Origin of the sequence: Aquitalea sp. FJL05 (assembly GCF_003852595.1) — a bacterium.
Lineage (GTDB): Bacteria > Pseudomonadota > Gammaproteobacteria > Burkholderiales > Chromobacteriaceae > Aquitalea > Aquitalea aquatilis.
Map to the genome: position 1 here is coordinate 57,725 of NZ_QAJS01000007.1, position 24,707 is coordinate 82,431.

The 24,707-nt window shown below is 57.4% G+C and carries 25 protein-coding genes and 1 other RNA gene; 14 read left to right on the forward strand and 12 right to left on the reverse strand.

The annotated features are described in order from the left end of the window. Nucleotides 1-306 precede the first annotated feature (306 nt). On the forward strand, nt 307-1,038 hold the full coding sequence (locus DBR44_RS07160; RefSeq protein WP_124643406.1) for a hypothetical protein: 732 nt from the start codon (nt 307-309) through the stop codon (nt 1,036-1,038). A 58-nt stretch (nt 1,039-1,096) separates the two neighbouring features. Here the strand turns inward: DBR44_RS07160 and trpE are convergent, their stop codons facing one another. From trpE to rpe, 4 genes are all read right to left on the reverse strand, one after another. Beyond that, nucleotides 1,097-2,560 carry an anthranilate synthase component I gene (gene trpE / locus DBR44_RS07165; RefSeq protein WP_124643407.1) on the reverse strand — a complete coding sequence of 488 codons (1,464 nt, stop codon included), beginning with the start codon at nt 2,558-2,560 and terminating at the stop codon, nt 1,097-1,099. Nucleotides 2,561-2,694: 134 nt separating this feature from the next. Continuing rightward, nucleotides 2,695-3,363: a phosphoglycolate phosphatase gene (locus DBR44_RS07170; RefSeq protein ID WP_124643408.1), complete on the reverse strand. Its 669-nt coding sequence runs from the start codon at nt 3,361-3,363 to the stop codon at nt 2,695-2,697. 20 nt (nt 3,364-3,383) lie between these two features. Then, the gene (locus DBR44_RS07175; protein WP_233578411.1) at nt 3,384-4,154 is read right to left on the reverse strand and encodes an SDR family NAD(P)-dependent oxidoreductase; all 771 of its coding nucleotides are present in this window, start codon (nt 4,152-4,154) and stop codon (nt 3,384-3,386) included. Beyond that, entirely contained in the window at nt 4,154-4,834 is a 681-nt protein-coding gene (rpe, locus tag DBR44_RS07180) for a ribulose-phosphate 3-epimerase (protein ID WP_124643410.1), read from the reverse strand. The genes DBR44_RS07175 and rpe overlap by 1 nt, the downstream gene beginning before the upstream one ends. 105 nt (nt 4,835-4,939) lie before the next feature. Here rpe and apaG point away from each other — a divergent pair, with 105 nt between their 5' ends. The 5 genes from apaG to DBR44_RS07205 all read left to right on the forward strand — a co-directional run bounded on the left by apaG (nt 4,940) and on the right by DBR44_RS07205 (nt 12,625). Beyond that, entirely contained in the window at nt 4,940-5,320 is a 381-nt protein-coding gene (apaG, locus tag DBR44_RS07185) for a Co2+/Mg2+ efflux protein ApaG (protein WP_103523610.1), read from the forward strand. Nucleotides 5,321-5,420: 100 nt separating this feature from the next. Further along, on the forward strand, nt 5,421-7,214 hold the full coding sequence (locus DBR44_RS07190) for an ABC transporter ATP-binding protein/permease (protein WP_124643411.1): 1,794 nt from the start codon (nt 5,421-5,423) through the stop codon (nt 7,212-7,214). A gap of 427 nt (nt 7,215-7,641) precedes the next feature. After that, the gene (locus tag DBR44_RS07195; RefSeq protein WP_158613570.1) at nt 7,642-10,053 is read left to right on the forward strand and encodes an EAL domain-containing protein; all 2,412 of its coding nucleotides are present in this window, start codon (nt 7,642-7,644) and stop codon (nt 10,051-10,053) included. Between the two features lie 31 nt (nt 10,054-10,084). After that, a complete protein-coding gene (locus DBR44_RS07200) occupies nt 10,085-10,870 on the forward strand; it encodes a TenA family transcriptional regulator (protein WP_124643413.1) in 786 nt (261 codons plus the stop codon). A 297-nt stretch (nt 10,871-11,167) separates the two neighbouring features. Further along, nucleotides 11,168-12,625 carry an aminoacyl-histidine dipeptidase gene (locus DBR44_RS07205; RefSeq protein WP_124643414.1) on the forward strand — a complete coding sequence of 486 codons (1,458 nt, stop codon included), beginning with the start codon at nt 11,168-11,170 and terminating at the stop codon, nt 12,623-12,625. Nucleotides 12,626-12,768: 143 nt separating this feature from the next. Here the strand turns inward: DBR44_RS07205 and xerC are convergent, their stop codons facing one another. The 4 genes from xerC to DBR44_RS07225 all read right to left on the reverse strand — a co-directional run bounded on the left by xerC (nt 12,769) and on the right by DBR44_RS07225 (nt 15,488). Beyond that, entirely contained in the window at nt 12,769-13,653 is an 885-nt protein-coding gene (xerC, locus tag DBR44_RS07210; protein ID WP_370449628.1) for a tyrosine recombinase XerC, read from the reverse strand. Then, entirely contained in the window at nt 13,646-14,497 is an 852-nt protein-coding gene (locus DBR44_RS07215) for a MoxR family ATPase (protein WP_124643415.1), read from the reverse strand. Before DBR44_RS07215 ends, xerC begins: the two co-directional genes overlap by 8 nt. A gap of 131 nt (nt 14,498-14,628) precedes the next feature. Then, entirely contained in the window at nt 14,629-15,042 is a 414-nt protein-coding gene (locus tag DBR44_RS07220) for a TerB family tellurite resistance protein (protein ID WP_124643416.1), read from the reverse strand. A gap of 17 nt (nt 15,043-15,059) precedes the next feature. After that, entirely contained in the window at nt 15,060-15,488 is a 429-nt protein-coding gene (locus DBR44_RS07225) for a thioesterase family protein (protein ID WP_124643417.1), read from the reverse strand. A gap of 119 nt (nt 15,489-15,607) precedes the next feature. Between DBR44_RS07225 and DBR44_RS07230 the strand changes: the two genes are divergently transcribed. After that, the gene (locus DBR44_RS07230; RefSeq protein WP_124643418.1) at nt 15,608-16,057 is read left to right on the forward strand and encodes a universal stress protein; all 450 of its coding nucleotides are present in this window, start codon (nt 15,608-15,610) and stop codon (nt 16,055-16,057) included. 102 nt (nt 16,058-16,159) lie between these two features. Here the strand turns inward: DBR44_RS07230 and DBR44_RS07235 are convergent, their stop codons facing one another. Beyond that, on the reverse strand, nt 16,160-16,483 hold the full coding sequence (locus tag DBR44_RS07235) for a DNA-binding transcriptional regulator (RefSeq protein ID WP_103525020.1): 324 nt from the start codon (nt 16,481-16,483) through the stop codon (nt 16,160-16,162). A 260-nt stretch (nt 16,484-16,743) separates the two neighbouring features. After that, nucleotides 16,744-16,842, reverse strand: an RNA gene (gene ffs, locus DBR44_RS07240) — signal recognition particle sRNA small type. Between the two features lie 180 nt (nt 16,843-17,022). Here ffs and argE point away from each other — a divergent pair. The 3 genes from argE (at nt 17,023) to DBR44_RS07255 (ending at nt 20,166) form a co-directional block, all read left to right on the forward strand. Beyond that, entirely contained in the window at nt 17,023-18,204 is a 1,182-nt protein-coding gene (argE, locus tag DBR44_RS07245; RefSeq protein ID WP_124643419.1) for an acetylornithine deacetylase, read from the forward strand. Between the two features lie 123 nt (nt 18,205-18,327). Further along, nucleotides 18,328-19,716, forward strand: a complete 1,389-nt coding sequence (locus DBR44_RS07250; RefSeq protein WP_124643420.1) for a sodium-dependent transporter — start codon at nt 18,328-18,330, stop codon at nt 19,714-19,716. Between the two features lie 192 nt (nt 19,717-19,908). After that, nucleotides 19,909-20,166 carry a hypothetical protein gene (locus DBR44_RS07255; RefSeq protein WP_124643421.1) on the forward strand — a complete coding sequence of 86 codons (258 nt, stop codon included), beginning with the start codon at nt 19,909-19,911 and terminating at the stop codon, nt 20,164-20,166. Between the two features lie 5 nt (nt 20,167-20,171). On the opposite strand, the gene DBR44_RS07260 is transcribed toward DBR44_RS07255, so the two are convergent. Then, the gene (locus DBR44_RS07260; RefSeq protein WP_124643422.1) at nt 20,172-20,750 is read right to left on the reverse strand and encodes a DNA-3-methyladenine glycosylase I; all 579 of its coding nucleotides are present in this window, start codon (nt 20,748-20,750) and stop codon (nt 20,172-20,174) included. Nucleotides 20,751-20,794: 44 nt separating this feature from the next. Continuing rightward, nucleotides 20,795-21,238, reverse strand: coding sequence for a flagellar assembly protein FliW (gene fliW, locus DBR44_RS07265; protein WP_124643423.1), 444 nt, complete (start codon nt 21,236-21,238; stop codon nt 20,795-20,797). 182 nt (nt 21,239-21,420) lie between these two features. On the opposite strand from fliW, the gene DBR44_RS07270 reads away from it, so the two are divergent. The 4 genes from DBR44_RS07270 (at nt 21,421) to yegQ (ending at nt 24,424) form a co-directional block, all read left to right on the forward strand. After that, nucleotides 21,421-22,227: a ferritin-like domain-containing protein gene (locus tag DBR44_RS07270; protein WP_124643424.1), complete on the forward strand. Its 807-nt coding sequence runs from the start codon at nt 21,421-21,423 to the stop codon at nt 22,225-22,227. A gap of 36 nt (nt 22,228-22,263) precedes the next feature. Then, nucleotides 22,264-22,479, forward strand: coding sequence for a hypothetical protein (locus tag DBR44_RS07275; protein ID WP_124643425.1), 216 nt, complete (start codon nt 22,264-22,266; stop codon nt 22,477-22,479). A gap of 163 nt (nt 22,480-22,642) precedes the next feature. Continuing rightward, nucleotides 22,643-23,062: a hypothetical protein gene (locus DBR44_RS07280; RefSeq protein ID WP_124643426.1), complete on the forward strand. Its 420-nt coding sequence runs from the start codon at nt 22,643-22,645 to the stop codon at nt 23,060-23,062. A gap of 18 nt (nt 23,063-23,080) precedes the next feature. Then, entirely contained in the window at nt 23,081-24,424 is a 1,344-nt protein-coding gene (yegQ, locus tag DBR44_RS07285; RefSeq protein ID WP_124643502.1) for a tRNA 5-hydroxyuridine modification protein YegQ, read from the forward strand. Nucleotides 24,425-24,707 lie beyond the last annotated feature (283 nt).

Sequence of the window (24,707 nt, forward strand, 5' to 3'; positions counted from 1 at the left end):
GTGGGAGTGCGGTGGGCGGGAGCGGCAGGCTGATTATACCCGCAAGCTGCCAGAAGGTGCGTTCTTGCTATCAGCATCTCCTGATCATAGGGCTGTTAATTCTGGGAAAATTCTTATTATACCGAGCTTGGGCTGTTGCTAAATTGGAGAGCTGTGGTTTTTCTGCTTGCTGTGCGGATATAGGGTGTGTGTGGCTGCCACGCTATGACTGGTTGGTAATTTTATAAACTTTGCCAGGCGCAGTGATACTACTGTTTGGTGGGTGAAAAGTGCTTTGGGTTAATTGATTCTATTTTGGGAGGGTTAATGTACAACTTGAATGATGTTCTGCAAATTATGCGCTTTCAGTTGAATTATGTTTTGCAGGGTATTCCTTGTATTATTCTTCATTTTGTTGCATTGTTAATATTTAGATTGATTGTATTGAGATTGGTTTCGCTTAATACTGTTTCGAATGAGGTTTATTTTTTTTCTGACAGAATTCGGCAGTATCAATTTTCCTTGTTAATAGTAATGCTTGCATTTTCCGATGTTGCTACGGTATTGATTATCAATTTGTTTAATTTTATTTTCTCATTTAGTGGTGATTTTATTTTCATGGCAGGTGTTTTGCTTGGTGCCCGTTTGGGTTGGCCGATATTGTTTTTTAACTTAATAAGCAAGTTTTTCTTGCTGTATTGGTTGGGGCGCGATGCAGTCTGGATATTTTATAATCTGACTGATTCGGTAACATATTTTGTGGTGGGTTCTTTTTCTGGTATCGCTTTGCGTGCGCTGAATGGTGATTATCATTGGGGTGATGTCATTTTGGTTTGTGTAAACAAAGTGATGGCATTTGTGGTGTCGGCTGCAATTTGGGTTTTTCTAATGCAAGAGTCATGGGTTTCATTTTTTAATATCATGATTTTTCGTCTGGTGGGTTGGCCGGTAGGTTCTCTTCCCATGATTGTCCTTTTTCTTTTTCTGATCAAACAGGACTGGCGACGATTTTCCACGCAGGTGGTGCCAGATGGCTGGGTAAATAAAAAACCCGCATAAGCGGGTTTGGTAAAGCATTTGGTAAGATGGAGATGGCTAGCTGGATTTTTTTCAGAGCTTATGCATCCAGCCCTGCTTGTGCCAGCTCGGCTGCGCGGATCACGGCGCGGGCCTTGTTCTGGGTTTCCTGCCATTCCGATTCGGGTACCGAGTCGGCCACGATGCCGGCACCAGACTGTACATACAGCATCTTGTTCTTGACCACTGCGGTGCGAATGGCGATGGCCAGATCCATGTCTCCATTGAAGCCCAGATAGCCCACCGCACCGCCATAGACGCCGCGCTTGGTGGGTTCGAACTCGTCGATGATTTCCATGGCCCGCACCTTGGGGGCGCCAGACAGGGTGCCGGCCGGGAAGGTGGCCTTGAGAATGTCGATATTGGAAACTTCCGGCTTGACGCTGCCTTCCACGCTGGAAACGATGTGCATCACATGCGAGTAGCGTTCGATCACCATATTGTCGGTGATGTTGACGCTGCCGGTGTTGGCGACGCGGCCGATATCGTTGCGACCCAGGTCCATCAGCATCACGTGTTCGGCGATTTCCTTGGGGTCCGCCAACAGTTCTTCCGCCAGTGCTTCATCTTCTTCGCGATTCTTGCCGCGCACGCGGGTGCCGGCGATCGGGCGTACGGTGACAGTTTCCTGTTCGCGCCGCACCAGGATTTCCGGCGAGGAGCCAACCACGTGGAAGTCGTCGAAGTGGTAGAAGAACATATAGGGTGAGGGGTTCAGGCTGCGCAGTGCGCGGTACAAGGACAGCGGCGAATCGCTGTAAGGCATCTGCATGCGCTGGGCCAGTACCACCTGCATGATGTCACCGTCCACGATGTACTGCTTGCACTGTGCAACGGCCTGCTTGAATTCTTCCTGACCATACTCGGACACAGCCTTGCTGGGCTGGGAGGGCAGCGACAGCGGAATATCCATTGGTTCGCGCAGGCGGGCACGTAGCTGGCCGAGCCGGCTTTCCGCCTTGGCCAGGGCATTGGGTACGGCAGGGTCGGCGTAGACAATCAGATAGAGCTTGCCTGAAAGATTGTCCACCACTGCCAGCTCTTCCGACACCATCAGCAGGATGTCCGGGGTGCCGATCGGATCGGGCTTGCGGGTGGCGGCCAGGCGCTTTTCCACATAGCGGATGGTGTCGTAGCCGAAATAACCGACCAGGCCGCCGGTAAAGCGCGGCAGGCCCTCTACGGGTGGTGCGCTGAAACGCTGCTGGAAGGCTTCGATAAAAGCCAGCGGGTCGCCTTCGAACTGCTCGATTACCTTGTCACCGTACTCGACCTGTACCTTGTTGGCATTGACGCGCAGGCGCGTGGTGGCAGGCAGGCCGATAAAGGAGTAGCGGCCAAAACGCTCGCCGCCCACTACCGATTCCAGCAGGTAGGAGTAGGGCTGATTGGCCAGTTTGAGGTAAACCGACAAGGGGGTGTCCAGGTCGGCGAACAGTTCCAGCGTCACCGGAATACGGTTGTAACCGGCTGCGGCCAGTTGGTCGAACGTGTCGTGCGTCATGAGTGAGCTACCTTGAAACCGGATGGAAAGCGAAATAAGTAAACAGGGTGTGGCTTAGCGTTGCCATCGCCAACTGGCCGGTGCGGGCAGGATAGTCATGATGCAGATGCAATCCGTATTGAATGTTGTGGTGATCAGTTATTTTTCATCAAATCGTACAGTTCGGCAAGATTGCCGATGACCAGATCGGCCTGCAGCGTGCTGGCATCGGCATAGCCATAACTGACGGCGATGGCGGCTGCGCCGGCGGCACGGGCGGACAGGATGTCATTCTCGGAGTCGCCCACCATGGCCAGTTCGCTGGTGTTGATGCCCAGAACATCGCAGACATGCTGCAGCGGCAGGGCTGAGGGTTTTTTCTCGGCCAGGGTGTCGCCACCGATGACCAGGCTGAAGGCATCGCGCAGCTCAAGTTGCTGCAGCAGCGGCACGGCCAGGTATTCCGATTTGTTGGTGACCACCACCAGCGGCAGTTGCAGGGCGCGCAGCAGGCCCAGGCCATCGCGTACACCGGGGTAGACGCTGGTGTTGTCGCTCAGGTGTTCGTGGTAGTAACGCACGAAAAAGCTGAAACCCTGCTCCCAGAGTGCAGCTTCCGCCGCGCCGTGGCGTTCATCAGTAATGGCACGGTGTACCAGGCTGGCAATGCCGTCGCCGACATGCTCCTGTATGCGCATCTCGGCCAGGGCCGGCAGGCCCAGATGCTGGCGCATGGCATTGGCCGCAGCAGCCAGGTCGGGAATGGAGTCAACCAGGGTGCCGTCCAGATCGAAGGCAACGGCTTTGATGTGTTTCAGATTCATACGATGTCAGGGCTAGGAAGTCAGTTCTGGGCTTGATCCGGCAAATGGCGGATGTCGAGTACGGGGTGGTGGCCGAAGTCTGCGCTGAGCAGGTGGTCGGCCAGTTGGCGGGCGGCCTGTTGCGGCGTGCTGAGGCCGCCTTCGCGCTTGAGGGCGTCGAACCGTTCCTTGTTGGGGAACTGGGCCGGGTCACTGTCGCGAATGTGCGCCTGCATGTCGGTGTCTACCACGCCAGGATAGACGGCGGCAATCAGCGCCGGGTTGGCGCAGGCTTGCTGTTCTTCCGCCACATGGCGACAGAAGTGGTCGAGCGCGGCCTTGCTGCTGCCATATACGCCCCAGCCCGGGTAGGCTTTTACCGCCGCACCCGATGAGATGCACAGGATGCGCAGCTGACATTCCAGCTCGTCGCTCAGGCGCAGCAGGGCATCGGTCAGCAGCATGGGGGCTGTCAGGTTGATGGCGATGGCCTGCGTCAACTCGGCCGCCGGATAGAAGCCGGCACTGGCAATGGGCATGACCACGCCGGCATTGTTGATCAGCAGCAATTGCCGTACGGCATTCATCGGTAGCAGTTGCAAGGCCTCGGCCAGCAGGCCGTGCAGGGCAGGGCTGTCGGCCATGTCGGCGCGCAGGTAGTGCAGCTGTTGCGGATATTGCCGTGCCAGCTGGCGAAACCCCTCGCTATGCTGTCTGGCCAGTCCCACCACCACAAAGCCGCGCTGCAGCAGCTCGGCACACAGTGCCAGACCCAGTCCGCGCGAGGCTCCGGTGACGATGGCGGCCTGCATCAGGCCACCTTTGCCAGTTCGGCACGCATGGCGGCAATCACTGCCTGATAGTCCGGCTGGCCGTAAATGGCCGAGCCGGCGACAAAGGTGTCGGCCCCGGCGGCAGCCACGGCGGCAATATTGTCGACCTTGATGCCGCCATCGACTTCCAGCCAGATCTCGCCGCCATGCTTGGCGGTATACTCGTCGATGCGCTGGCGTGCGGCGCGTACTTTTTCCAGTGCATGCGGAATGAACGACTGGCCGCCAAAGCCCGGATTCACCGACATGATCAGCACCATGTCGATCTTGTCCATCACATGGTCAAGGTAAGACAGCGAGGTGCCCGGATTGAATACCAGGCCCGCCTTGCAGCCGGACTCCTTGATCAGGCCCAGGGTGCGGTCGATGTGTTCGGATGCTTCCGGGTGAAAGGTGATGATATCGGCGCCGGCCTTGGCGAACATCGGGGCCAGGCTGTCCACCGGCTTCACCATCAGGTGCACGTCGATGGGGGCTTGTGTATGCGGGCGGATGGCTTCACATACCAGAGGGCCTACCGTCAGATTCGGTACATAGTGATTGTCCATGACATCGAAGTGAATGATGTCGGCTCCGGCGGCGATGACATCGCGCACCTCCTGGCCCAGACAGGCGAAATCGGCGGAAAGGAGGCTGGGGGCAATACGGAAGTCGCGCATGGTCTACCTTGCAAACACGGATGGGGTCATGAAATGGCGTTTATTCTACCGCGCCCAAGGCCAAAGGCGGGATAAAATGCAGTACAACAGCACAAGGAAAACACCATGCCAGATAAAAGCTACCAGATAGAGGTGGAGGCCGAACCACATTACATCGCCGAGCAGTCCAACGTGGCGACCGATGTTTATGTGTTCGCATATCGCATCCGCCTGACCAATACCGGCAGCGAACCCGCCCAACTGGTTAGCCGCCACTGGATCATTGTCGATGCCAACAATCAGGAGCAGGAAGTGCGCGGCATGGGCGTGGTGGGCGAGCAGCCACGACTGGAGCCAGGCCAGTCCTTCGAATACAGCAGTGCCACCCACCTGAAGACGCCGTATGGTTCCATGCGCGGCAGTTACCAGATGCTGGCCGATGACGGCAAGCGTTTCGATGTGACCATCCCCGAAATGACGCTGGTGGCACCGCGCGTATTGCATTGACTCTGCCTGGGCCTGGTGCAGGCCGTTCCTGGAGCCGCCGGCCGGCGGCTTTGCTCATTTTCAGCGTCGGCACTGGCCGGCTTTTCGACAGGTAGTTTCCATGCGTTTCACCCATAGCGGTCCGGCTCCCGGCAATCGCAACGATTTGCAAACCCTCAAGACGCTGCTGCCTTATCTGTGGGCTTTCAAGGGCCGGGTCGTGCTGGCGCTGGCCTGCATGATTCTGGCCAAGGTGGCGGCAGTCACGGTGCCGCTCTATCTGAAAGACATCGTCGATCAACTCTCCGTGCCGGCCACCTTGCTGGCGGTGCCGGTGATGGCACTGGTGGGCTATGGCGTGGCCAGGCTCACTTCCAGTGTGCTGGGAGAGCTGCGCGATGCGGTATTTGCCCGGGTCATCCAGGGTGCGGTACGCAGTGTGGCGCGTAGTGTATTCCAGCACCTGTTTCGCCTGTCGCTGCGTTTCCATCTGGAGCGTCAGACGGGCGGCATGAGCCGCGACATCGAGCGCGGTACCAAGGGTATTGGTTTCCTGCTCAATTTCACCGTGTTCAACATTCTGCCGACATTGCTGGAAATCGGCATGGTGTCGGCCATTCTGTTTCGCCGCTATGCCTGGGAATTTGCTGCGGTAACACTGGCCACCATTGCCATCTACATCGTGTTTACCCTGGTGGTGACCGAGTGGCGCACCGTGTTTCGTCGCAGCATGAACGATCTGGATTCCAAGGCCAATGCCAAGGCCATCGATGCGCTGATCAATTACGAAACCGTCAAATACTTCAATAACGAAGGCTATGAAGAGGCGCGTTATGACCGCAATCTGGCGGCCTGGGAAGCCTCCGCCATCAAGAATCAGGTATCGCTGTCCATGCTGAATGCCGGGCAGGGCATCATCATTGCCAGCGGCGTCACCCTGATCATGGTGCTGGCGGCGCGTGGCGTGGTGAGTCACAGCATGACGGTTGGTGATGTGGTGCTGGTGGCTACCTTCATTACCCAGCTGTATGCGCCGCTGAATTTCCTGGGCTTTGTCTATCGCGAGATCAAGCACTCACTGGCGGATATCGAACGCATGTTCGGCCTGCTTTCCACCAATAAGGAAGTGGATGATGCGCCGGGCGCGCAATGGCTGGATACGCGACAGGCCAGTATCCGTTTTGCTGGTGTGGAGTTTGGCTATGACAGCAAACGCACCATTCTGCATGGTCTGAGTTTCGAGATTCCGGCCGGCAGTTCGCTGGCGGTGGTGGGTGCCAGTGGTGCGGGTAAATCGACCCTGTCGCGCTTGCTGTTCCGTTTTTATGATGTGGGTCGCGGCAGCATCAGCATCAACGGCACGGATATTCGCCAACTGCGCCAGGACAGCCTGCGTGGCCATATCGGCATCGTGCCGCAGGATACCGTGCTGTTTAACGACAGCATCTATTACAACATCGCCTATGGCCGACCGGACGCCAGCCGCGACGAGGTGATGGAAGCGGCGCGTTCGGCGCACATTCACGACTTCGTCATGAGCCTGCCCGATGGTTACGACACTCAGGTGGGCGAGCGCGGGCTGAAGCTGTCCGGCGGCGAAAAGCAACGGGTGGCCATTGCGCGCACCATTCTGAAAAATCCGCCCATCCTGATTTTTGACGAGGCCACCAGCGCGCTGGACTCGCGTACCGAGAAAGCGATTCAGCAAGAGCTGGCTGCGATCTCGGCCAATCGCACCACGCTGATCATCGCCCACCGCTTGTCTACCATCGTCGATGCCGATCAGATCATCGTGATGGAAGATGGCCGGGTGCTGGAGCGTGGCAATCATCGCGAGCTGGTGGAGCATGGTGGGCGTTATGCAGAAATGTGGCATCTACAGCAGGAACAGCAAGCTGGCGCGCTGACTCCTTAGGAGGCGGCCAGTTGAACCTTGCATAGAAAGCTGCTTCGGCAGCTTTTTTCATTGTGAATGCTGAAAATTCAACTGTTACAAGTACTTGTGCCAAATAGGGCTATATCTATTAAATGGCTATGTCAGATGCAAGCTGCCTGATATTGACAGTATGTTTAATTGACATTTAAATGTTAGTAACAAATATGGCGGATGATCCATAAGCGCCGCAGTAGATGGCGAGCAGTCCGCATTGGCAGTATGGCTTTTATCTGCCTGCCCTTGCTCTGAGGGCAGAGAGGGCAGCCGAGATGGATAGTGACGATGGCATGCCCCGGTATGCTATCTGTGGTAAAAATGACCCGGTGTGGATGATAATTCCATAAATGAGCAATGCAGCAAGCGGGGGGCAATCACTGCAATGAGTGCGTACGGCAGCCGCAGGCTGATGCGGGTAGTCTGGCCCTTTGTCGCTATTGTGGGCGCCTTGTTGCTGATCAGTGCCTTCAGCTTCAATGCCTTGTCCACCATCCGTGCCTATGTGGGCGGGGAGGGGCTGTGGTCGAAGGCGCAAAAAGATGCCATCTATTATCTGACGCGCTACGCCGGCAGCCGCTCGGAACAGGATTTTCAGGCCTACAAGGCTGCCATTGCCATCCAGCTGGGGGATAGGCAGGCACGACTGGCACTGGACCGCCCGCAGCCTGATCTGCAACAAGCCAGGGCCGGGTTGCTGCAAGGTGGCAACCATCCTGACGATATCGGCAACGTCATCAATGCTTTCCTGTGGTTTCGTCATGTCAGCTATCTGAGTCAGGCCATCCATTACTGGGAAATCGGCGACAGCTATATCATCGAGATTTCCGGCATTGCCGAAAGGCTGCATGACGGCTTTACCCGCAGCTACATCGGCGAAGATGAACTGATGGTCCTCAGTCGCCGTATTTCGGACATTAATGAAGAGCTGAAGGCTCCGGCGCGCGCCTTTTCCGAAGTGCTGGGTGAGGGTTCCCGTTTTGCCACCACCCTGTTGTGGTGGGTCAACCTGATGGCAGGGGCCGGCCTGTTGCTGCTGACCGTGCGGCAGGTGCAGGTGTTGCTGCGTCAGTCCGCCCGCTTTGAGGCCGAATTGCATGCCGAAAAGGAAAGGGCGGAAACCACGCTCAATTCGATTGGCGATGCGGTGGTCACCATCGATCTGTCCGGCAAGCTGCGCTACCTCAATGCTGTGGCGCACCATCTGGTTGGTGGTGCCGGCAAGGGGGCTATCGGTCGTTATTTCGAGGATGTGTTCTCGATGATCGACCTTTCCGGCAGCAGCATGGACCTGATTACCACCAGCCAGCTGCGGGCAAAGTGTGAAAGCAAGCAGACTTATCCCAGCCTGCGCTTGCAGGGGCTGGATGGCAGCAGTCACATGATCTCGCTGGTGGCCGCACCGATTCATAATTCGTTGGGGCAGGTTGACGGGCTGGTGCTGGCCTTGCATGACAAATCGATCGAGCAGCAGTACATCAATCATCTGTCCTGGCAGGCGGCGCATGATGCGCTCACCGGCCTGTATAACCGGCGGGAATTCGAACAGCGGGTCACCCGTGCACTCAGCCGGCTGATGGTGGCGGAAACATCGCATGCCCTGCTGTTTGTCGATCTGGATCAGTTCAAGTTGGTCAACGATACCAATGGCCATGCGGCGGGTGATGAGTTGTTGCGCCAGGTATGCCGGGTATTGCAGGAACAGCTAGGGCTGTCCGACGTGCTGGCCCGCTTGGGTGGCGACGAGTTCGGCGTCTTGCTGGAAGATTGCCGGGTGGACGAGGCACTGGACAAGGCGGATCGTTTGCGGCGCGCAGTGCAGCAGTCCAGCTTTCAGTGGGAAGGCATTCCCTTCTCCATCAGTGCCAGTATCGGCATGGTTTTCCTTGGTGAAGCCGGCGCCACCCTGGCCGAGGCGCTGCAGGCTGCGGATATCGCTTGCTACATGGCCAAGGAAAAGGGGCGCAATCGCATCCAGCTTTACAGTTCGAAAGACACCGAGCTGGCGGTGCGTTCGGTAGAAATGGCCTGGGTGCAGCGTCTGCGCACTGCCATGGAAGAAGAGCGCTTCTGTCTGTACAGCCAGGAAATCGTGCCACTGCGCCCTGTCGCTAAGGGGACAGGGCGGCACGTCGAAGTGCTGCTGAGGCTACGCGACGAAAGCGGCAACATCATCTTGCCGGGTTCCTTCATTCCGGCGGCCGAGCGTTTTGGCCTGATGCCGGATATCGACCGCATCGTCGTGCGCCAAACCTTTGAAACCTTGTGGAATATGCGTTCGCTGGGGGATCGGTCTATCGATGTCTGCGCGGTGAATCTGTCGGGTGCCACGCTGTGTGACGATAATTTTCTTGATTTCATCCGGCGGCAGTTTGTCAGCTATGACATCCCGGCCGGAATGATCTGCTTTGAAATCACCGAAACCAGCGCCATATCGAATCTGCAGCAGGCTACTCGCTTCATCAGCGAGCTGAAAGGCTTGGGCTGCCATTTCTCATTGGATGATTTTGGTGCAGGCATGTCGTCATTTGCCTATCTGAAGCATTTGCCGGTGGATTACCTCAAGATTGATGGCAGCTTTGTCAAGGACATGGTGGATGACTCGGTGGATCGGGCCATGGTGGAGATGATCAATCATATCGGCCATGTTACCGGCAAGAAAACCATCGCCGAATTCGTCAGTGCGCCAGAAATTCTGGCGGAGCTGCAAAGTATTGGAGTGGATTACGCTCAGGGGTATTTTATTGGCGAACCCGCTCCGTTCATCCCTCCCTTGCATGGCAGGCCGCAGTCGGTTTTGCACCGTCTGCCCGGCGGGGAGTGATACAGGCCCACAGTTGAGAAAGAGGTCCAGAATGAAAGACCAGCATCAATTTGTCAGAACCGGTCCCTTGATGGAGGTTGCCAGCTACCCGGAGTGGACGCAGGAAATGGTGCACTACTGCGATCGCTTCAAAAGCGAGGTGGTTGAGCACGATTTGTTCACCCAGATGAAGGAAGCGCGCCTGGAGCACTCCATACACAAGGCCTTCCTGTCCGGTGGCTGGCCGGTCATCGATCAGTTTCCCCAGTATATGGCGATGAATTTGCTGAAAATCCGCTATGGACAAGGGGAGGGGCATGATATGGCCCGGCGCTACCTGATCCGCAATATCCGTGTCGAGCAGAATCATGCCGACCACTGGGTCAACTGGGCAGCCGAATCTGGCGTGGATATCCAGGCCATGCTGCACAACCAGCATGCGCTGGAAACGCTGTCGTTAAGCCAATGGTGCTGGCAGGTATGTGACCGCGAGTCACTGGCGGTGGCCATGGCGGCTACCAATTACGCCATCGAAGGCGCGACGGGTGAGTGGTCGGCCCGGGTCTGCTCGGAAGACCGCTATGCCAATCTGTTTGACGAGGAAGTGCGCGGCAAGGCAATGAAGTGGCTGAAGCTGCATGCCAAGTATGACGATGCCCATCCGTGGGAAGCGCTGGAAATCATCGTCACCCTGGTAGGGCTGCACCCCAGCCAGGAGACCATCACCAAGTTGCGCAATGCCATCTGCAAGAGTCATCAGTTCATGCGCTTGCTGCTGGATCATTACATGCGCCCGGCCACACAGCTTGGCGGACGACAGCAATTGGCGCTTGCCTGACCCTTCCTTTGATCGTGGCCCGTACTCTGCTTGCCGGGGTGCGGGCCATGTTTGCTGTTGTCACACTGCGTTGTTGAGCGGCGAACTCTTTCCTTTCCTGATCTGCCCTGTACCGGCGTGCCACTGCCCTGGTTTGTCATTTGTCGCTGCGTGGCTGCATTGCAGCATGACCCCGCGTCGCTGTCATGATAAAGTCGATTGTGTACAAAACAGGGCTGTATGCAACAGTCTCTGCCACGTTTCATCGATGATGGCGACGTAATATGCCCATCAGCACGTCAAGACAAAGGATACATTGTGGTCAATATCGCCGAACTCCAGCCTCAGGCGGTCTGGGAGCATTTTCAGACGCTGTGCGAGATTCCCCGTCCCTCCAAACATGAACAGCAACTGCGCGACTATCTCAAGGGCTGGGCTGAGCTGCGTGGCCTGCAGACTGTTGTGGATGCAGCAGGCAACCTGATTGTGCGCAAGCCGGCTACCCCGGGTTATGAGAACCGGGTGGGCGTGGTACTGCAAGGGCATCTGGATATGGTGTGCCAGGCAAATGCCGGCACCGAGCACGACTTTTTCAAGGATCCGGTGCGACCTGTCCTGCAGGATGGCTGGCTGGTAGCAGAAAACACCACGCTGGGTGCGGATAACGGCATTGGCGTCGCCATGGGGCTGGCCGTGCTGGCCAGTGAGGATATTCCGCATGGCCCGGTTGAAGTGTTGATGACGCTGGATGAAGAGGCGGGCATGGGTGGGGCGCTCGGGCTGGAGGCTGGCCTGCTGCAAGGCAGCATGATGATCAATATTGATACCGAGGAGTGGGGCGAGTTCTATATGGGCTGCGCCGGCGGTGTCGATGTCAATGTTACCCGTGATTATCAGACTACCGCGCTGCCCGCCGCTTACGCAGTGAGTGCGCTGTCGGTGCGTGGCCTGAAGGGTGGCCATTCTGGTGCTGACATTCATCTGGGACGAGGCAACGCCAACAAGATACTGGTCCGCCTGTTGCGCGAATTGCAGGCAGATACCGATTTACGCTTGATCAGTTTCAGTGGTGGTACCGCCCGCAACGCACTGGCCCGCGAGGCGCAGGCTGTCGTGGCTTATCCGCAGCAGGATGACGCCAAAGTGGCCGCCAGACTGGATGCCTTCCAGGCCTTGCTGCGTTTCGAACTGGCCGGCGTGGACGAAGGCGTAACGGTGGAGTTGGCTGCAGCCTCGGCTACCCAGGTGCTGGCTGCTGCGGATCAGCAGGCTATTCTGGCTGCACTGCATGCTGCCCCGCACGGGGTGAAACGCATGAGCCAGCGGGTGAGTGGCGTGGTGGAAACATCGAATAATCTGGGTGTGGTCCGAGTAGAGCAGGGCAAGGTATTTGCCAACCTGATGGTGCGTTCGCTGCTGGATTCCGGTACCTGGATGCTGGCGCGCGAAGTAGAAAGCCTGTTTGGGCTGGCTGGTTTTACGGTGGAGATGGAGGGCGGCTATCCGGGCTGGGCACCCAATCCACAGTCGCCATTGCTGGCGCTGTTCCAGCAGGTCTATGAGCGCGAATTTGCTGCCAAGTCCGGGGTGCAGGTGATTCATGCCGGGCTGGAGTGCGGCATTATCGGCTCCAAGTATCCTGACATGGACATGGTTTCCTTCGGTCCGACCATCCGCGGTGCGCATGCGCCGGGCGAGCGGGTCGAGGTGGAGTCAGTAGGCAAGGCCTGGCAATTGCTCAAGGCCGTGCTGGCTGCGTTGCCCGAGCGCAGCTAAGACCCGCTAGCAAACCCCCCGCGCCTGCGTTGCGCCTTGGCCCGGGTCCTCATCAAGGCTTTGTTCGCCGCGCTAAGCAGCCTTGCTGTTGTTGAAAAGCTCCGTTTGACGGAGCTTTTTCTTTATCCATACCGCGCTGGTGCTTAGTCTTTCTTTTTGGCGCGCGGGTGGGCTGCATCATAGACCTTGGCCAGGTGCTGGAAATCCAGTGCGGTGTAGATCTGGGTGGTCGACAGATTGGCATGGCCCAGCAGTTCCTGTACCGCCCGCAAGTCGCCGGAGGACTGCAGGATGTGGCTGGCAAAGGAGTGGCGCAGCATGTGTGGGTGAACGTGGCGGTCCATGCCTGTGCGAATCGACCACTCGGCCAGGCGCTTTTGTACCTGGCGGCCACCCAGGCGCTGGCCATGGCGCCCGACAAACACCGCCAGGCAGTCCGGAGTGCTTTGACGTTCTGCCAGCCATTGCTTCAGGTAGTCCAGTGCCGTGCGGCCTATTGGCAGCAGGCGTATCTTGTTGCCCTTGCCGCGTACCCGCATCAGTTGCTCGGTCAGGTCCAGGTCCGGCAAGTCCAGATTGACGGCCTCGGACAAGCGCAGGCCAGAAGAGTACATCAGCTCGAACAGGGCGCGGTCGCGCAGGCTGAGGCTGTCATCGGGCGCAATATGCTCCAGCAGGGCAGCCGTGCCATCTACCGGCAGTGCCTTGGGCAGGGGTTTGTCCTGGCGGGGCGCGCGCAGGCCCAGGCAGGGATTGCCGCTGACCCGTTGTTGCTGCAGCAGCCAGTCGTAAAACTGGCGCCAGGATGACAGCTTGCGCGCCAGGCTGCGGCTGCCGAGGCCGCGGGCGTGCAGGGTGGCCATTGCTTTGCGGATGTCGTCTGCTTTGATCTGCAGGCAATCACGTTCGCCAAGCAGTGGCTGCAGGCTGTGCAGATCGCGCAGATAGGCATCCAGCGTATGCGGGCTTTTCCCTTCCAGTCGCAGCTGGTCGGCAAAGCCCTGTAGCAGCGGGAGGATGTCAGCCACGGCGCAGCTTGGTCATTTGCGCCAGGCGCTCAAACAGCGACAAGTCCTGCTCGTTTTTCAGCAAGGCCCCGGCCAGTGGCGGCAGGCTGGCATTACCATGCCGGCTGGCCAGCTCTTCGCTGCTGATATTCTCGCTGCCCAGCAGTTTCAACCAGTCCAGCAATTCGGATGTGGTGGGCTTTTTTTTCAGGCCGGGCAGCTCGCGGATGGAAAAGAACACTTCCATGGCCTGGCGGATCAATTGCTGCTGTAGTCCCGGATAGTGCACGTCGATAATCGCCTGCATGGTTTCGTGGTCCGGGAAGCGGATGTAATGGAAGAAGCAGCGTCGTAAAAAGGCATCGGGCAGCTCTTTTTCATTATTCGAGGTAATGATGATGATGGGGCGTTGTCTGGCGCGCACGAATTGCTGGGTTTCATGGACGAAGAACTCCATCTGGTCCAGTTCGCGCAGCAGGTCATTGGGAAACTCGATGTCCGCCTTGTCGATCTCGTCGATAAGCAGCACCGGTGCTGTATCTGCTTCAAAAGCCTGCCACAGCTGGCCCTTGACGATGTAGTTGCCGATATCCTGCACTTTGGCGTCACCCAACTGCGAATCGCGCAGGCGGGATACCGCATCGTACTCATAGAGGCCGTGCTGGGCCTTGGTAGTGGATTTGATCGGCCAGACAATCAGCTTGCGGCCAAGGCCGGCAGCAATTTCTTCTGCCAGCATGGTTTTGCCGGTACCCGGCTCACCCTTGACCAGCAGCGGGCGTTGCAGGGTGATGGCGGCGTTCACTGCCATCATCAGGTCATCGGTGGCAACGTAGTGTTCGCTGCCGCTAAAACGTGTGCTCATGTGGGTTGGCCCGGTGGTGATGACAACACAAAGCCGCCAGGGTGTTCCGGGCGGCTTTCATTTGGCTGGCTGGAGCGCTGGGTGAGAGGTCCCGATCAACGGCCGGCCTTGTTTGCAACTGCAAAGGGCGCTCAGCGAACGAACTGGCGTTCCAGGTCTTCCAGGCTGATGTTCCATTCCTTCATCATGTGGCGCAGCAGGACAATTTCCGGGTCGCTGATGGTGCCATCCGATTTGCTGATGTCCATGGCCAGCACGCAAGTGAGAATGCGCTTGTTGTGGTCGGTGACTTCAGCCAGCATGAATTCGATGCGGTCGGTATCCAGCAGGTGGATGGTGCCATCCTGTTCGGCCTCGTCGGAAATGTCGTCGCAATAGTCCACCAGTACCTGGGCAAACTGTTTGCGGGGCAGGCCGATCAGGTCGTAGACGTTGACGTTCTCCAGCAGGTCCAGCTCACGCGGATCCATATTGCCGTCGGTAATCATGAACATCGCCAGCAGGCGGGCAATGGCTTGCGGACTGTTGTTTGGGTATGGACGCATGTCGGAATTTCCTGTTGTTATTGCTTATTGAGTTTGGCGACAAAGGCCGCCGGCATGGTGCTTACCTGACGAGTCTGGTAATCAAAGAAAACGATGCCGGTCTTCAATCTTGCCACTTCTTTGCCATTGTTGCCATCGATTGCCTGGTAGACGATGTCCAGTCCGTACTTGTTCAGGTCGCAGACGCCGAGCCTGAAATGCAGATTGTCGCCGTGGAAGGCCTCCGCGCGATACATGACTGCGGCATCCGCCATGATGATCCCCACGCCTTCTACATCCAGTTCGCTGTAAGCAAGGCTTTTCAGAAAACGCAAGCGGGCTTCATGGGCCAGGCGCAGAATGGCGTCATTGGCCATGTGGCCGCCGTAGTTGATGTCGCCGATACGGACATCCAGCACGGTTTCAAAAATGAATTGCTCTGGCAGGGCGATCTTGATGCGGGCCATGATTTCACCTGGGTAAAATGGCATTCAGTCTAATCGACTGTCTTAATCTGTATCAACCGCAGGTCGGGCTGGTTTGCTAGACTGTATGCATAGTACCAACACACCAAAAGGAGAGGGTTATGTATCAACGCATATTTGTGCCGGTGGATGACAGTGATACGTCCAACCTGGCACTGGCAGAGGCTTGCCGCCTTGCCAAGCATATGGGTAGTACCGTCCGGCTGGTGCATGTGGTTGACCTAGCGCAGTTTGGCTGGGGTGGCACAGAGTTTCTGGATGCGGCGGAGTTGCAAAAGTCCATCAAGCAGGCGGGTGAGCAGGTGCTGGGGCAGGCGCAAGCACTGGCAGTGGCTGCCGGATTGACGCCGGAGGTGAAGATTCTTGAAAGTTGGGGCGATAAAATCGCTTCCGTGCTACTGGACGACGCCAATAGCTGGGGTGCTGATCTGGTTGTGATGGGTACGCACGGCTGGAGTGGGCTGATGCATATCCTGATGGGTAGTGTGGCCGAGGGTTTGCTGAAGCAAGCGGATGTGCCGGTACTGCTGGTGCGTAATGCGGGTGAGTAAGCCTGCGCTGGTCGCCGTGTGCTGGTGGGTTTAGGCCAAGAAAAAGGGCAGTGGCAAGCAGCTGTTGAGTTGCTTGCTACTGCCCTTTGTCGGAGATGACTATCAGCTGGCTGCGGCTTCGGTCGAGCCTTCCTGGGCTTCCATCTGGGCACGTACGGCCTTACGCAGGCTCTTGTACAGGTCCGGATGGGTTTCCTTCAGGTATTCGACGATTTCAAAGTCTTCGCGGCGTACCTTGGACAGGTCGATCTGTTCAACATGGACCAGACGCAGCAGTTCACGCACTGGCTTAGGCATGTTGCGGCCGCTTTCGTAGCGGGAGCCACCAGACTGGGTAACGCCGATGCGGCTCCAGAATTCCTGTTGGTTCAGGCCGAGCTTGCGACGGATTTCACGCGGGTTGGTGATTTTTTCAAAGAGTTTCATGGGTTGTTCCTCTTAAAAGGCTAAACAGTATTGTATTGAATTATAGGTATGGTTTAGGACACTGCCCTATGTCCTAAAAATAGCAAAGAAAATCCATAAGGAATAATTCGGATGCAAAAAAAATCATTAAGTTCAATGATTTCGTGCATCTGGTTTTTCTTATGTTAGCGTATTCTTATCTAGAAATACAATGGAATCTTTGCTATTTGGCGTGAAATGGTATCGCCATGTCGTGAACATGTACATATGGGAAGGGAGGGGGTGGCGAGCCTGACCCTCGGCACTTGCACTAAGTAACTATGGCTGCTTCCTTCCGGACCTGACCAGGTTTGCTACCGTACAATGCGAGGAGACCCGCCGTAGAAGAATGCGAATCATAACGGGTTTGCCGCACTTTGCCAAGCATTTGCGTGCTTGCCGGCAGAAAAAATGGTCATGGTCTGGGGCTGTTGCGGGGGCATTCCGCAGGATGAGGTTGCCGATGTCGGCTTTGTCAGGGCAGACTCCAGGGATGACCGGACAATTATCACAGGACTCCCATGGCTCCTTCCTATCTGCCGCTGCTGCGAACCCTGCTTGCTTTTGATACCACCAGCCGTCATTCCAATCTGGAGCTGATCGACTGGGTGAGCCAGTATCTGGCCGGATTTGGCGTCAGCAGCCAGCGCACGCTGAACGATGACGGCAGCAAGTCCAATTTGTTTGCCCGCATTGGCGCGGAGGACTTGCCACTGATGCTGTTGTCCGGCCACACCGATGTGGTGCCGGTGGATGGACAGGCATGGAGCTCACCTCCCTTTGTATTGACCGATAAAGGCGATGGACGCTGGTATGGGCGTGGCACCGCCGACATGAAAGGCTTTATCGCCTGCGTGCTGGCGCATGTTCCTGACTGGGTGCGGCTGGCGCAGGAGGGGCGTTTGCAGCAGGGAATTGGCATTGCTCTGTCTTATGACGAGGAAGTGGGCTGCCTTGGCGTACCCCGCTTGATCGATGCCTTGTTGCAGCAAGGGGTGCCGGTGGCTGGCTGCATTATTGGTGAGCCCACTTCGATGCGGCCGGTGGTGGCGCACAAGGGGATTGCTCACTATCACTGCCATGTGCAGGGGCGGGCGGCGCATTCCTCGCTGACACCGCAGGGCGTCAATGCCATTGAGTATGCTGCGCGGCTGATCACTCATGTGCGACGTCTGGCTGACACTGAGGCCTCGTTTGGCCACCATCAACCATTATATGATGTGCCGTTCACCACCTTGCAGACCGGTACCATTCATGGCGGTACGGCTAATAATATCGTGCCCAAGGATTGTGAATTCACTTTTGAATGCCGCTGGCTGCCGGGGGATGATCCGCAGCGCTTCGTCGATTCTGTCCGTGACTATGCTGACAATCTCTTGCTGGAGATGCGCCAGGTGGCACCGGAAGCCATGATTTCCATCGAACCGCGGGTGTATTGCCCGGCCTTCGAGGCCACGCCGGACAGCGAGGTGCTGCACTACGTGGAAAAACTGTGTGGTTGCCAGGGAGGTGATGGGGTGGCCTATACCACGGAGGCCGGCGTGTTCCATGCTGCGGGCATGCCATGCGTAGTGCTGGGGCCAGGTTCGATCGAGCAGGCACATCGCCCGGACGAATTTATTGAGGAGAGTCAATTGCAGGCTTGTTTTGACTGGTTGGGCCGTCTGACCGGCGAGTTGTGTCGCACAGCTAGCCAGGGCTAGAAAAAAATTTTGCATGGTCTGACAAATCACTTCAGAATCGCCGCTCCGGCGACCCCGGAACCAGAGGCTCCCGTTCAGGTTATCGCTTGAACGGGCTTGTTTTTTGTCGTGATGAGAGACCAAATGAAACAGGACAATAGATCCTCGGCCACCGTCGGTGCTGGCAAGGCGCGCGATGGTTTTACTTCAAGTTTTGGCGTATTGGCTGCCACGCTGGGCTCGGCCGTCGGGCTGGGCAATATCTGGAAGTTTCCCTATTTGACCGGCACCAATGGTGGTGCGGGTTTTCTGGTGGTGTATGTCTGTGCCACCTTGCTGGTAGGCTTACCCGTGATGATTTCCGAAATCATGCTGGGTCGCCGTGCCAAGTCTGATGCGGTGACGGCGCTGAAAAAGCTGGCTCCGGCCGGCCAGCCCTGGTGGTTGATCAGCGCTTTTGGTGTGCTGTCGGCCTTCCTGATCATGGCTTTTTACTCTGAAGTGGCGGCCTGGGTATTTGCCTATGTGTTCAAGGCCATTGGCGGGGGCATCCTGTCCAGTGATCCCAAGGTGACTTCGGCGGCGTTCGGTTCGCTGATTGCCGACCCGGTGCAATCGCTGCTGTGGCAGTGGCTGGTGCTGGCCCTGATCGGCGGCATCCTGCTGATGGGTGTGGCCAAGGGTATCGAGGCGGTGACCAAAAAGCTGATGCCCATGCTGTTTTTGCTGCTGCTGGTGATTGGTGTGCGCAGCCTGATGCTGCCGGGTGCCCTGCAGGGGGTTTCCTTTCTGTTTACCCCGGATTTTTCCAAGATCACGGCGGGAGTGGTGCTGACTGCGGTGGGCCTGGCCTTCTTCAAGCTGTCCATCGGCATGGGCACCATGATGACTTATGGCAGTTATTTCCGTGATGATCAGAACATTCCGGCTACCACCCTGCGGGTGATGTGTGCCGACCTGTTCGTTTCCATGCTGGCCGGCATCGCCATTTTCCCGGCGGTGTTTGCCTTCGGTTTCAAGCCGGAAGCCGGTCCATCGCTGCTGTTCATCACCATTCCGGCGGTGTTTGCCAGCATGCCGCTGGGCCAGCTGTTCATGGTGGCCTTCTTTGTGCTGGCAGCGATTGCCTCCACCGGTGCCATGTTGTCGATTCTGGAAGTGCCGGTATCGGTATTGAGTGAGCGTTTCGGCATCAGCCGCCCCAAGGCTACCGTGCTCAACCTGCTGCTGCTGGCCCTGATCGGCGCCACCTGCGCGTTGTCCAATAGCAGCATGGCCGAGTTCAAGCTGTTCGGCATGACCATGTTCGACCTGTTCGACTTTGTCACCTCCAACATCCTGATGCCATTGGGCGGGATTTTCCTGTGTCTGTTCGTGGGCTGGGTGTGGGGTTTCGAGCGCTTGAAGGCAGCGCTGTCCAATGAGGGGCAGTTGCGTAACGAGGCCCTGGTGCGCGTGCTGTTTGTGGTAGTGCGCTTTGTGTCGCCGCTGCTGATTCTGGTGGTGATGCTGAAGGGGCTGAAGCTGTTCTGATTCAGCGGCCATTCGGCATGGTGTTCAAGGGCCATCCCATGCCGGGTGGCCCTTTTTCATGGGGAAGCGTTGTATTCCTGCCGTATTTTTACTTACCGCTCATGCCTAATAGACTTTCAACTGGTGCTGAATAATAAATCGTGGAATGATGGCGATTCTCCTCATATCCATTGCGGATTGAAAGGATTTGTCATGAAGCACGGCAAGACCCTGTCTTTCAGTGTGCAGCAGCTGGATAGGCCGGAACAGCGGCAGGCCTTGTGTTCCGAGTTGTCAGCGCTGGTGCCGGACCGTTTTGCTGGTCCGTGGTCGGAAGAGGAACTGCAGGAGCTGATCCAGAGCTGGCGGATGATGGCCTTCTGTCAGGATGGGGGCGTGGTGTGTGCCCATCCCTTTCATTCGGCAGATGGGCTGTTCCGCACCGTGGTATTTGATACCAAGGCGGCTTGAGCCGTTCAGTGCGAGTGAGTCGGATGCAGGTGACAGCCCAGCAGGTGATCATTCACCACGCCAGTGGCTTGCAGGTAGGCGTAAATCACCGTACTACCAACAAAATTCATTCCGGCTTTTTTCAATGCCTTGCTGATGCGGTCGGATAGCGCGGTGCTGGCCGGGCATTCAGCCAGCGATTGCCAGTGATTCACCATGCTCTGGCCATCGGTATGCGCCCATAGCCATTGCGCAAAGCTGCCATGTTCTTGCTGTAATTGCAGGAATACCCGCGCATTGCGGATGGCGCTGTTGATCTTCAAGCGGTTGCGCACGATGCTGCTGTCCAGCATCAGTCTTTCCACATCCTCCTCGCCCATTTGTGCCACGCGCTGCGGGTCGAAGCCGTGAAAGGCGCGGCGGTAGCCTTCGCGCTTGCGCAAGATGGTGATCCACGACAGCCCGGCCTGTGCCCCTTCCAGAATCAGCATTTCAAACAGCTTGTGTTCATCGTGCTGGGGGCGACCCCATTCCTGGTCGTGATAGGCAATATAGAGCGGATCGTCGCCACACCAGGGGCAGCGGGGCAAGGCAAGAGCGGTCATGCGGGACTCCGGCACCGCCCGGCGGGCCGGGCGGCAGTGTTGGTTCAGCTCAGGTTGTGCATCAGAATGTCGCAGGACAGGCCGGTTTTTTGCAGGCCCTGGCGACTGGCCAGATTGAGTACCAGCGGGTTGCGGATATTGGCTTTCAGCTCGCCCAGCGCCGGGTGGGCTTCGGCTGCGGATTCTTCCTGATAGAGCAGTACCAGGATGACTGCGTCTTCCGGCTTGCTCAATTGCAAACGGGCCACTTCCTCATCGTTGAGTTCCACTTCATAGCGCACGCCCAGTTGCTGCGGCAGGGTGACACTGAGGGTGATGGCCGCGTCGTTCAGCGACTGCATCCAGTACACCGAGGGATTATTGCTGTCGGCATTGTGGAACAGTTTGAACTGGGTGCAGTTTTCCAGGGCGGGAATGCCCTGGTCAAAATTGATGATGGTGCTTTCATCCACTTCTACAGCACCGAGTTGGCTGGAATTGAACAGCATGACATTCTCCCTGTGGCAGATATTGGCATTATGCATCAAGCCTTATCCGGCGACGATCTCTACACTGCGGAAATCTGTCATGCGGCAGGGCAGGGGGTTGGTGGCCCTGTCGCCCGGCCGGCGTGCACTGATTTGATGGTAAGCCTGCCTGATCACGGTGCAAACGGCTAGAATGGCGCACCATGATGACGCCTACTGCTTTATATCCCCGGATTCAGGCGGCCTTGCTCAGTTCTGATGTGACAGACAAGCTGGCCGCCACGGAAGCCATTCATGCTGCCTGGCAGCGTGGTGAGCTGCTGCGTGAAGACGCACCCTTGACGCGTCTGCCGATGGCAGGCCATCCCGAGAAGCCTGAGCTGGTGCATGCCACCAAGGTGCCGCGCCGCCGTCCGGGTTCGCCGCAAGGCCAGCCCGCCATGCTGCATGCCATTGCCCATATCGAATTTAACGCCGTCAACCTGGCGCTGGATGCCGCCTGGCGCTTTCGCGACATGCCGGATGATTTTGTCAGCGACTGGCTGCGCATTGCGGCGGAGGAAGCTGGCCATTTCCGTCTGTTGCAGGGCAGGTTGCAGCAATTGGGCTATAGCTACGGCGACTTTCCTGCCCATAACGGTCTGTGGGAAATCTGCCATGTCACCGATCACGATGTGCTGGTACGCATGGCGCTGGTGCCGCGCGTGCTGGAAGCGCGTGGCCTGGATGCCAGCCCCGAGCTGCAACGCAAGCTGGCCAATATCGGCGATGAGGCCAGCATTGCCATTCTGGACATTATCCTGCGCGATGAGATCGGCCACGTGCAAGTGGGCAACCACTGGTTTCATTATCTGTGCCGGCAGCGTGCTCTGGGACCGATGGCAACCTTCAGCCGCCTGCTGCAAGAGTATGATCTGACGGCACATCGTGGCAGCTACAATGTCGATGCCCGACGGCTGGCGGGCTTTTCCGAGGCGGAGCTGCAGTGGTTGCAGCAAGCCAAGGACTGAGCACGCGGCTGGCTATTTCTATTCATGGAGTACTGCATGCTTTACCGGCTTTTGTGGCGCTTGCGCCAGCAACGCAAACTGGCCCTTGGTGGCCTGCTGCTGGCTACGCTGTTGTTTGTGCTGTGTGCGGCCAGCCTGAGTGCACTGGACTTTGCCAGTGCTCCGGTTGCCAGTGTGATCTGTGTTTTGCTCATGCTGCCGGCCTTGCTGGTGCAGCTATTGATGCTGTGGGTGCTGGCGCAAAAACCCTGACTGAAAAATGGCATTGAAAACAGTGATTTAATGTCGCATTGCTGCACGGCGTCAGGCTTGACGATGGCCGCGCAGACAGCGCATAATCGCGCCGCAACATAAGAAAAGGCCCCTGATACGGCGGGGCCTTTTTGTTTTTACAGTTTTCGGAGATACCCGAATCATGGACTATCAGGCGTTTTTGCGTCAGTTGGAATCCAGTACGCTGCCTGCATCCGACTTTACCCACCAGGCACATTTGTATGCCGCCTGGGCTTATCGCCGCCAGTACCCGGCAGCCGAAGCGGCAGTGCGCTGCGCGCGCGCCTTTTCGCGTTTTGCCATGGCGCAGGGGGCGGCGGAAAAATACCACCACACCCTGACCATGTCGCTGTTGTCCATCCTGTACCACCGCGCCCAGCAGCAGCCTGCCATGCTGGAAGACTGGCCCGCCTTCCTCGCGACCTGCGATGACGTGCTGCAAGATGCCCGGGCGGTGGTGCTGCAATATTACTCTGCTGACAGGCTGAACCAGGATGCCTCGCGTCGCGGCTTTGTCCCGCCGGATCGACTGCCGCTCCCCATTGCCTGCCTGTCACATTAAGGAAGCCAAGCCATCATGATAAAAGCCCCGGAACTGCTGCTGCCTGCTGGCACGCTGGATAAAATGCGCGCCGCCTATGATTTTGGTGCCGATGCCGTCTATGCAGGCCAGCCGCGCTACTCGCTGCGTGCGCGTAATAACGACTTCAAGCTGGAAGAACTGAAAACAGGTATTGATGAAGCGCATGCGCGCGGCAAGCTGTTTTTCGTGGCCAGCAATCTGCTGCCGCATAACAGCAAGATCAAGACCTATATGGCGGACATGGAGCCGGTGATTGCCATGAAGCCGGACGCGCTGATCATGGCTGATCCGGGTCTGATCATGATGGTGCGTGAGCGCTGGCCCGAGGTGCCGGTGCATCTGTCGGTCCAGGCCAATACCGTTAACTATATGGGCGTGAAGTTCTGGCAGAAGCTGGGCGTGTCGCGCATCATCCTGTCGCGCGAGCTGAGCCTGGACGAGATTGCCGAAATCCGCCAGGAATGCCCGGATATCGAGCTGGAAGTATTTGTGCATGGCGCGCTGTGCATTGCTTACTCTGGCCGCTGCCTGCTGTCGGGCTATTTCAATCATCGTGATCCCAATCAGGGCACCTGTACCAATGCCTGCCGTTGGGATTACAAGATGCACGATACCCAGGATGACGACGCCGGCGATGTGCAAACCATCAAGCTGGACTTCAACAAAGCCCTGGAAGAAGCCAACCAGAGCTTTGCTGCCTGCGGCGGTGCCGAGCGCCATCCGCTGGCCGACAAGACCTATCTGATCGAAGAGGGTAGCCGTCCGGGTGAGCTGATGCCCATCATCGAAGACGAGCATGGCACTTACATCATGAACTCCAAAGACCTGCGTGCGGTGGAGCAGGTGGAGAAGCTGGTGAAGATTGGCGTGGACTCGCTCAAGATTGAAGGTCGCACCAAGAGCCTGTACTACGTGGCGCGTACCGCCCAGGTGTATCGCCAGGCCATCGACGACGCTGTGGCAGGGCGTCCCTTCAATCTGGGCTTGCTGGCCGAGCTGGATGGTCTGGCCAATCGTGGCTACACCCCGGGCTTCCTGGAGCGTCATCAGACCCAGGATTACCAGAACTATCTGGATGGGCATTCCAAGGCCAAGCAAAGCCAGTATGTTGGCGATGTGCTGGAAGTCGATGCCGATGGCTGGGCGCTGGTGGAAGTGAAAAACCGCTTTGGAGTAGGCGATCGCATCGAGGTGATCCATCCGAACGGCAACCGTATCGTCGAGCTGAAGCAGATGACGCGCAATGGTGCGGCAGTTGAGCTGGCGGCCGGCAATGGCATGCAGGTACGTATTCCTGATATGGCCGGCATGGAAAAAGCCCTGTTGGCACGGTTGATCTGATCAAATGTAGCAGTGGTGTCGGAAGTTGCTAAAACGTGAGCGGATTGCCTGCAAGGGCCATCCGCTTTTCTTTCGCCTGTTGCCACGGCAAATGCGGACCGGATTTGATCTGTGGCAAATCTGCCTCAGCTTGCCGGGCGACAAGAAAAAATCTTTTTTGTCGGCCAGGCGGTGGCGGGCCGCGTTGAGTGTTCAGGGCCATTGTTGCCTGCCGCAGATAAGCAGGTAGGTGCGGGGCGTGTCCGGATCTTGCTAAAGCCTTGAAACATCAGGCTGAGCGCTG

Coding starts and splice junctions, on each gene's coding strand:
- DBR44_RS07160 (WP_124643406.1), top strand. CDS start 307: ATGTACAACTTGAATGATGTTCTGCAAATTATGCGCTTTCAGTTGAAT.
- trpE (WP_124643407.1), bottom strand. CDS start 2,560: ATGACGCACGACACGTTCGACCAACTGGCCGCAGCCGGTTACAACCGT.
- DBR44_RS07170 (WP_124643408.1), bottom strand. CDS start 3,363: ATGAATCTGAAACACATCAAAGCCGTTGCCTTCGATCTGGACGGCACC.
- DBR44_RS07175 (WP_233578411.1), bottom strand. CDS start 4,154: ATGCAGGCCGCCATCGTCACCGGAGCCTCGCGCGGACTGGGTCTGGCA.
- rpe (WP_124643410.1), bottom strand. CDS start 4,834: ATGCGCGACTTCCGTATTGCCCCCAGCCTCCTTTCCGCCGATTTCGCC.
- apaG (WP_103523610.1), top strand. CDS start 4,940: ATGCCAGATAAAAGCTACCAGATAGAGGTGGAGGCCGAACCACATTAC.
- DBR44_RS07190 (WP_124643411.1), top strand. CDS start 5,421: ATGCGTTTCACCCATAGCGGTCCGGCTCCCGGCAATCGCAACGATTTG.
- DBR44_RS07195 (WP_158613570.1), top strand. CDS start 7,642: ATGCGGGTAGTCTGGCCCTTTGTCGCTATTGTGGGCGCCTTGTTGCTG.
- DBR44_RS07200 (WP_124643413.1), top strand. CDS start 10,085: ATGAAAGACCAGCATCAATTTGTCAGAACCGGTCCCTTGATGGAGGTT.
- DBR44_RS07215 (WP_124643415.1), bottom strand. CDS start 14,497: ATGAGCACACGTTTTAGCGGCAGCGAACACTACGTTGCCACCGATGAC.
- DBR44_RS07220 (WP_124643416.1), bottom strand. CDS start 15,042: ATGCGTCCATACCCAAACAACAGTCCGCAAGCCATTGCCCGCCTGCTG.
- DBR44_RS07225 (WP_124643417.1), bottom strand. CDS start 15,488: ATGGCCCGCATCAAGATCGCCCTGCCAGAGCAATTCATTTTTGAAACC.
- DBR44_RS07230 (WP_124643418.1), top strand. CDS start 15,608: ATGTATCAACGCATATTTGTGCCGGTGGATGACAGTGATACGTCCAAC.
- DBR44_RS07235 (WP_103525020.1), bottom strand. CDS start 16,483: ATGAAACTCTTTGAAAAAATCACCAACCCGCGTGAAATCCGTCGCAAG.
- argE (WP_124643419.1), top strand. CDS start 17,023: ATGGCTCCTTCCTATCTGCCGCTGCTGCGAACCCTGCTTGCTTTTGAT.
- DBR44_RS07250 (WP_124643420.1), top strand. CDS start 18,328: ATGAAACAGGACAATAGATCCTCGGCCACCGTCGGTGCTGGCAAGGCG.
- DBR44_RS07255 (WP_124643421.1), top strand. CDS start 19,909: ATGAAGCACGGCAAGACCCTGTCTTTCAGTGTGCAGCAGCTGGATAGG.
- DBR44_RS07260 (WP_124643422.1), bottom strand. CDS start 20,750: ATGACCGCTCTTGCCTTGCCCCGCTGCCCCTGGTGTGGCGACGATCCG.
- fliW (WP_124643423.1), bottom strand. CDS start 21,238: ATGCTGTTCAATTCCAGCCAACTCGGTGCTGTAGAAGTGGATGAAAGC.
- DBR44_RS07270 (WP_124643424.1), top strand. CDS start 21,421: ATGATGACGCCTACTGCTTTATATCCCCGGATTCAGGCGGCCTTGCTC.
- DBR44_RS07275 (WP_124643425.1), top strand. CDS start 22,264: ATGCTTTACCGGCTTTTGTGGCGCTTGCGCCAGCAACGCAAACTGGCC.
- DBR44_RS07280 (WP_124643426.1), top strand. CDS start 22,643: ATGGACTATCAGGCGTTTTTGCGTCAGTTGGAATCCAGTACGCTGCCT.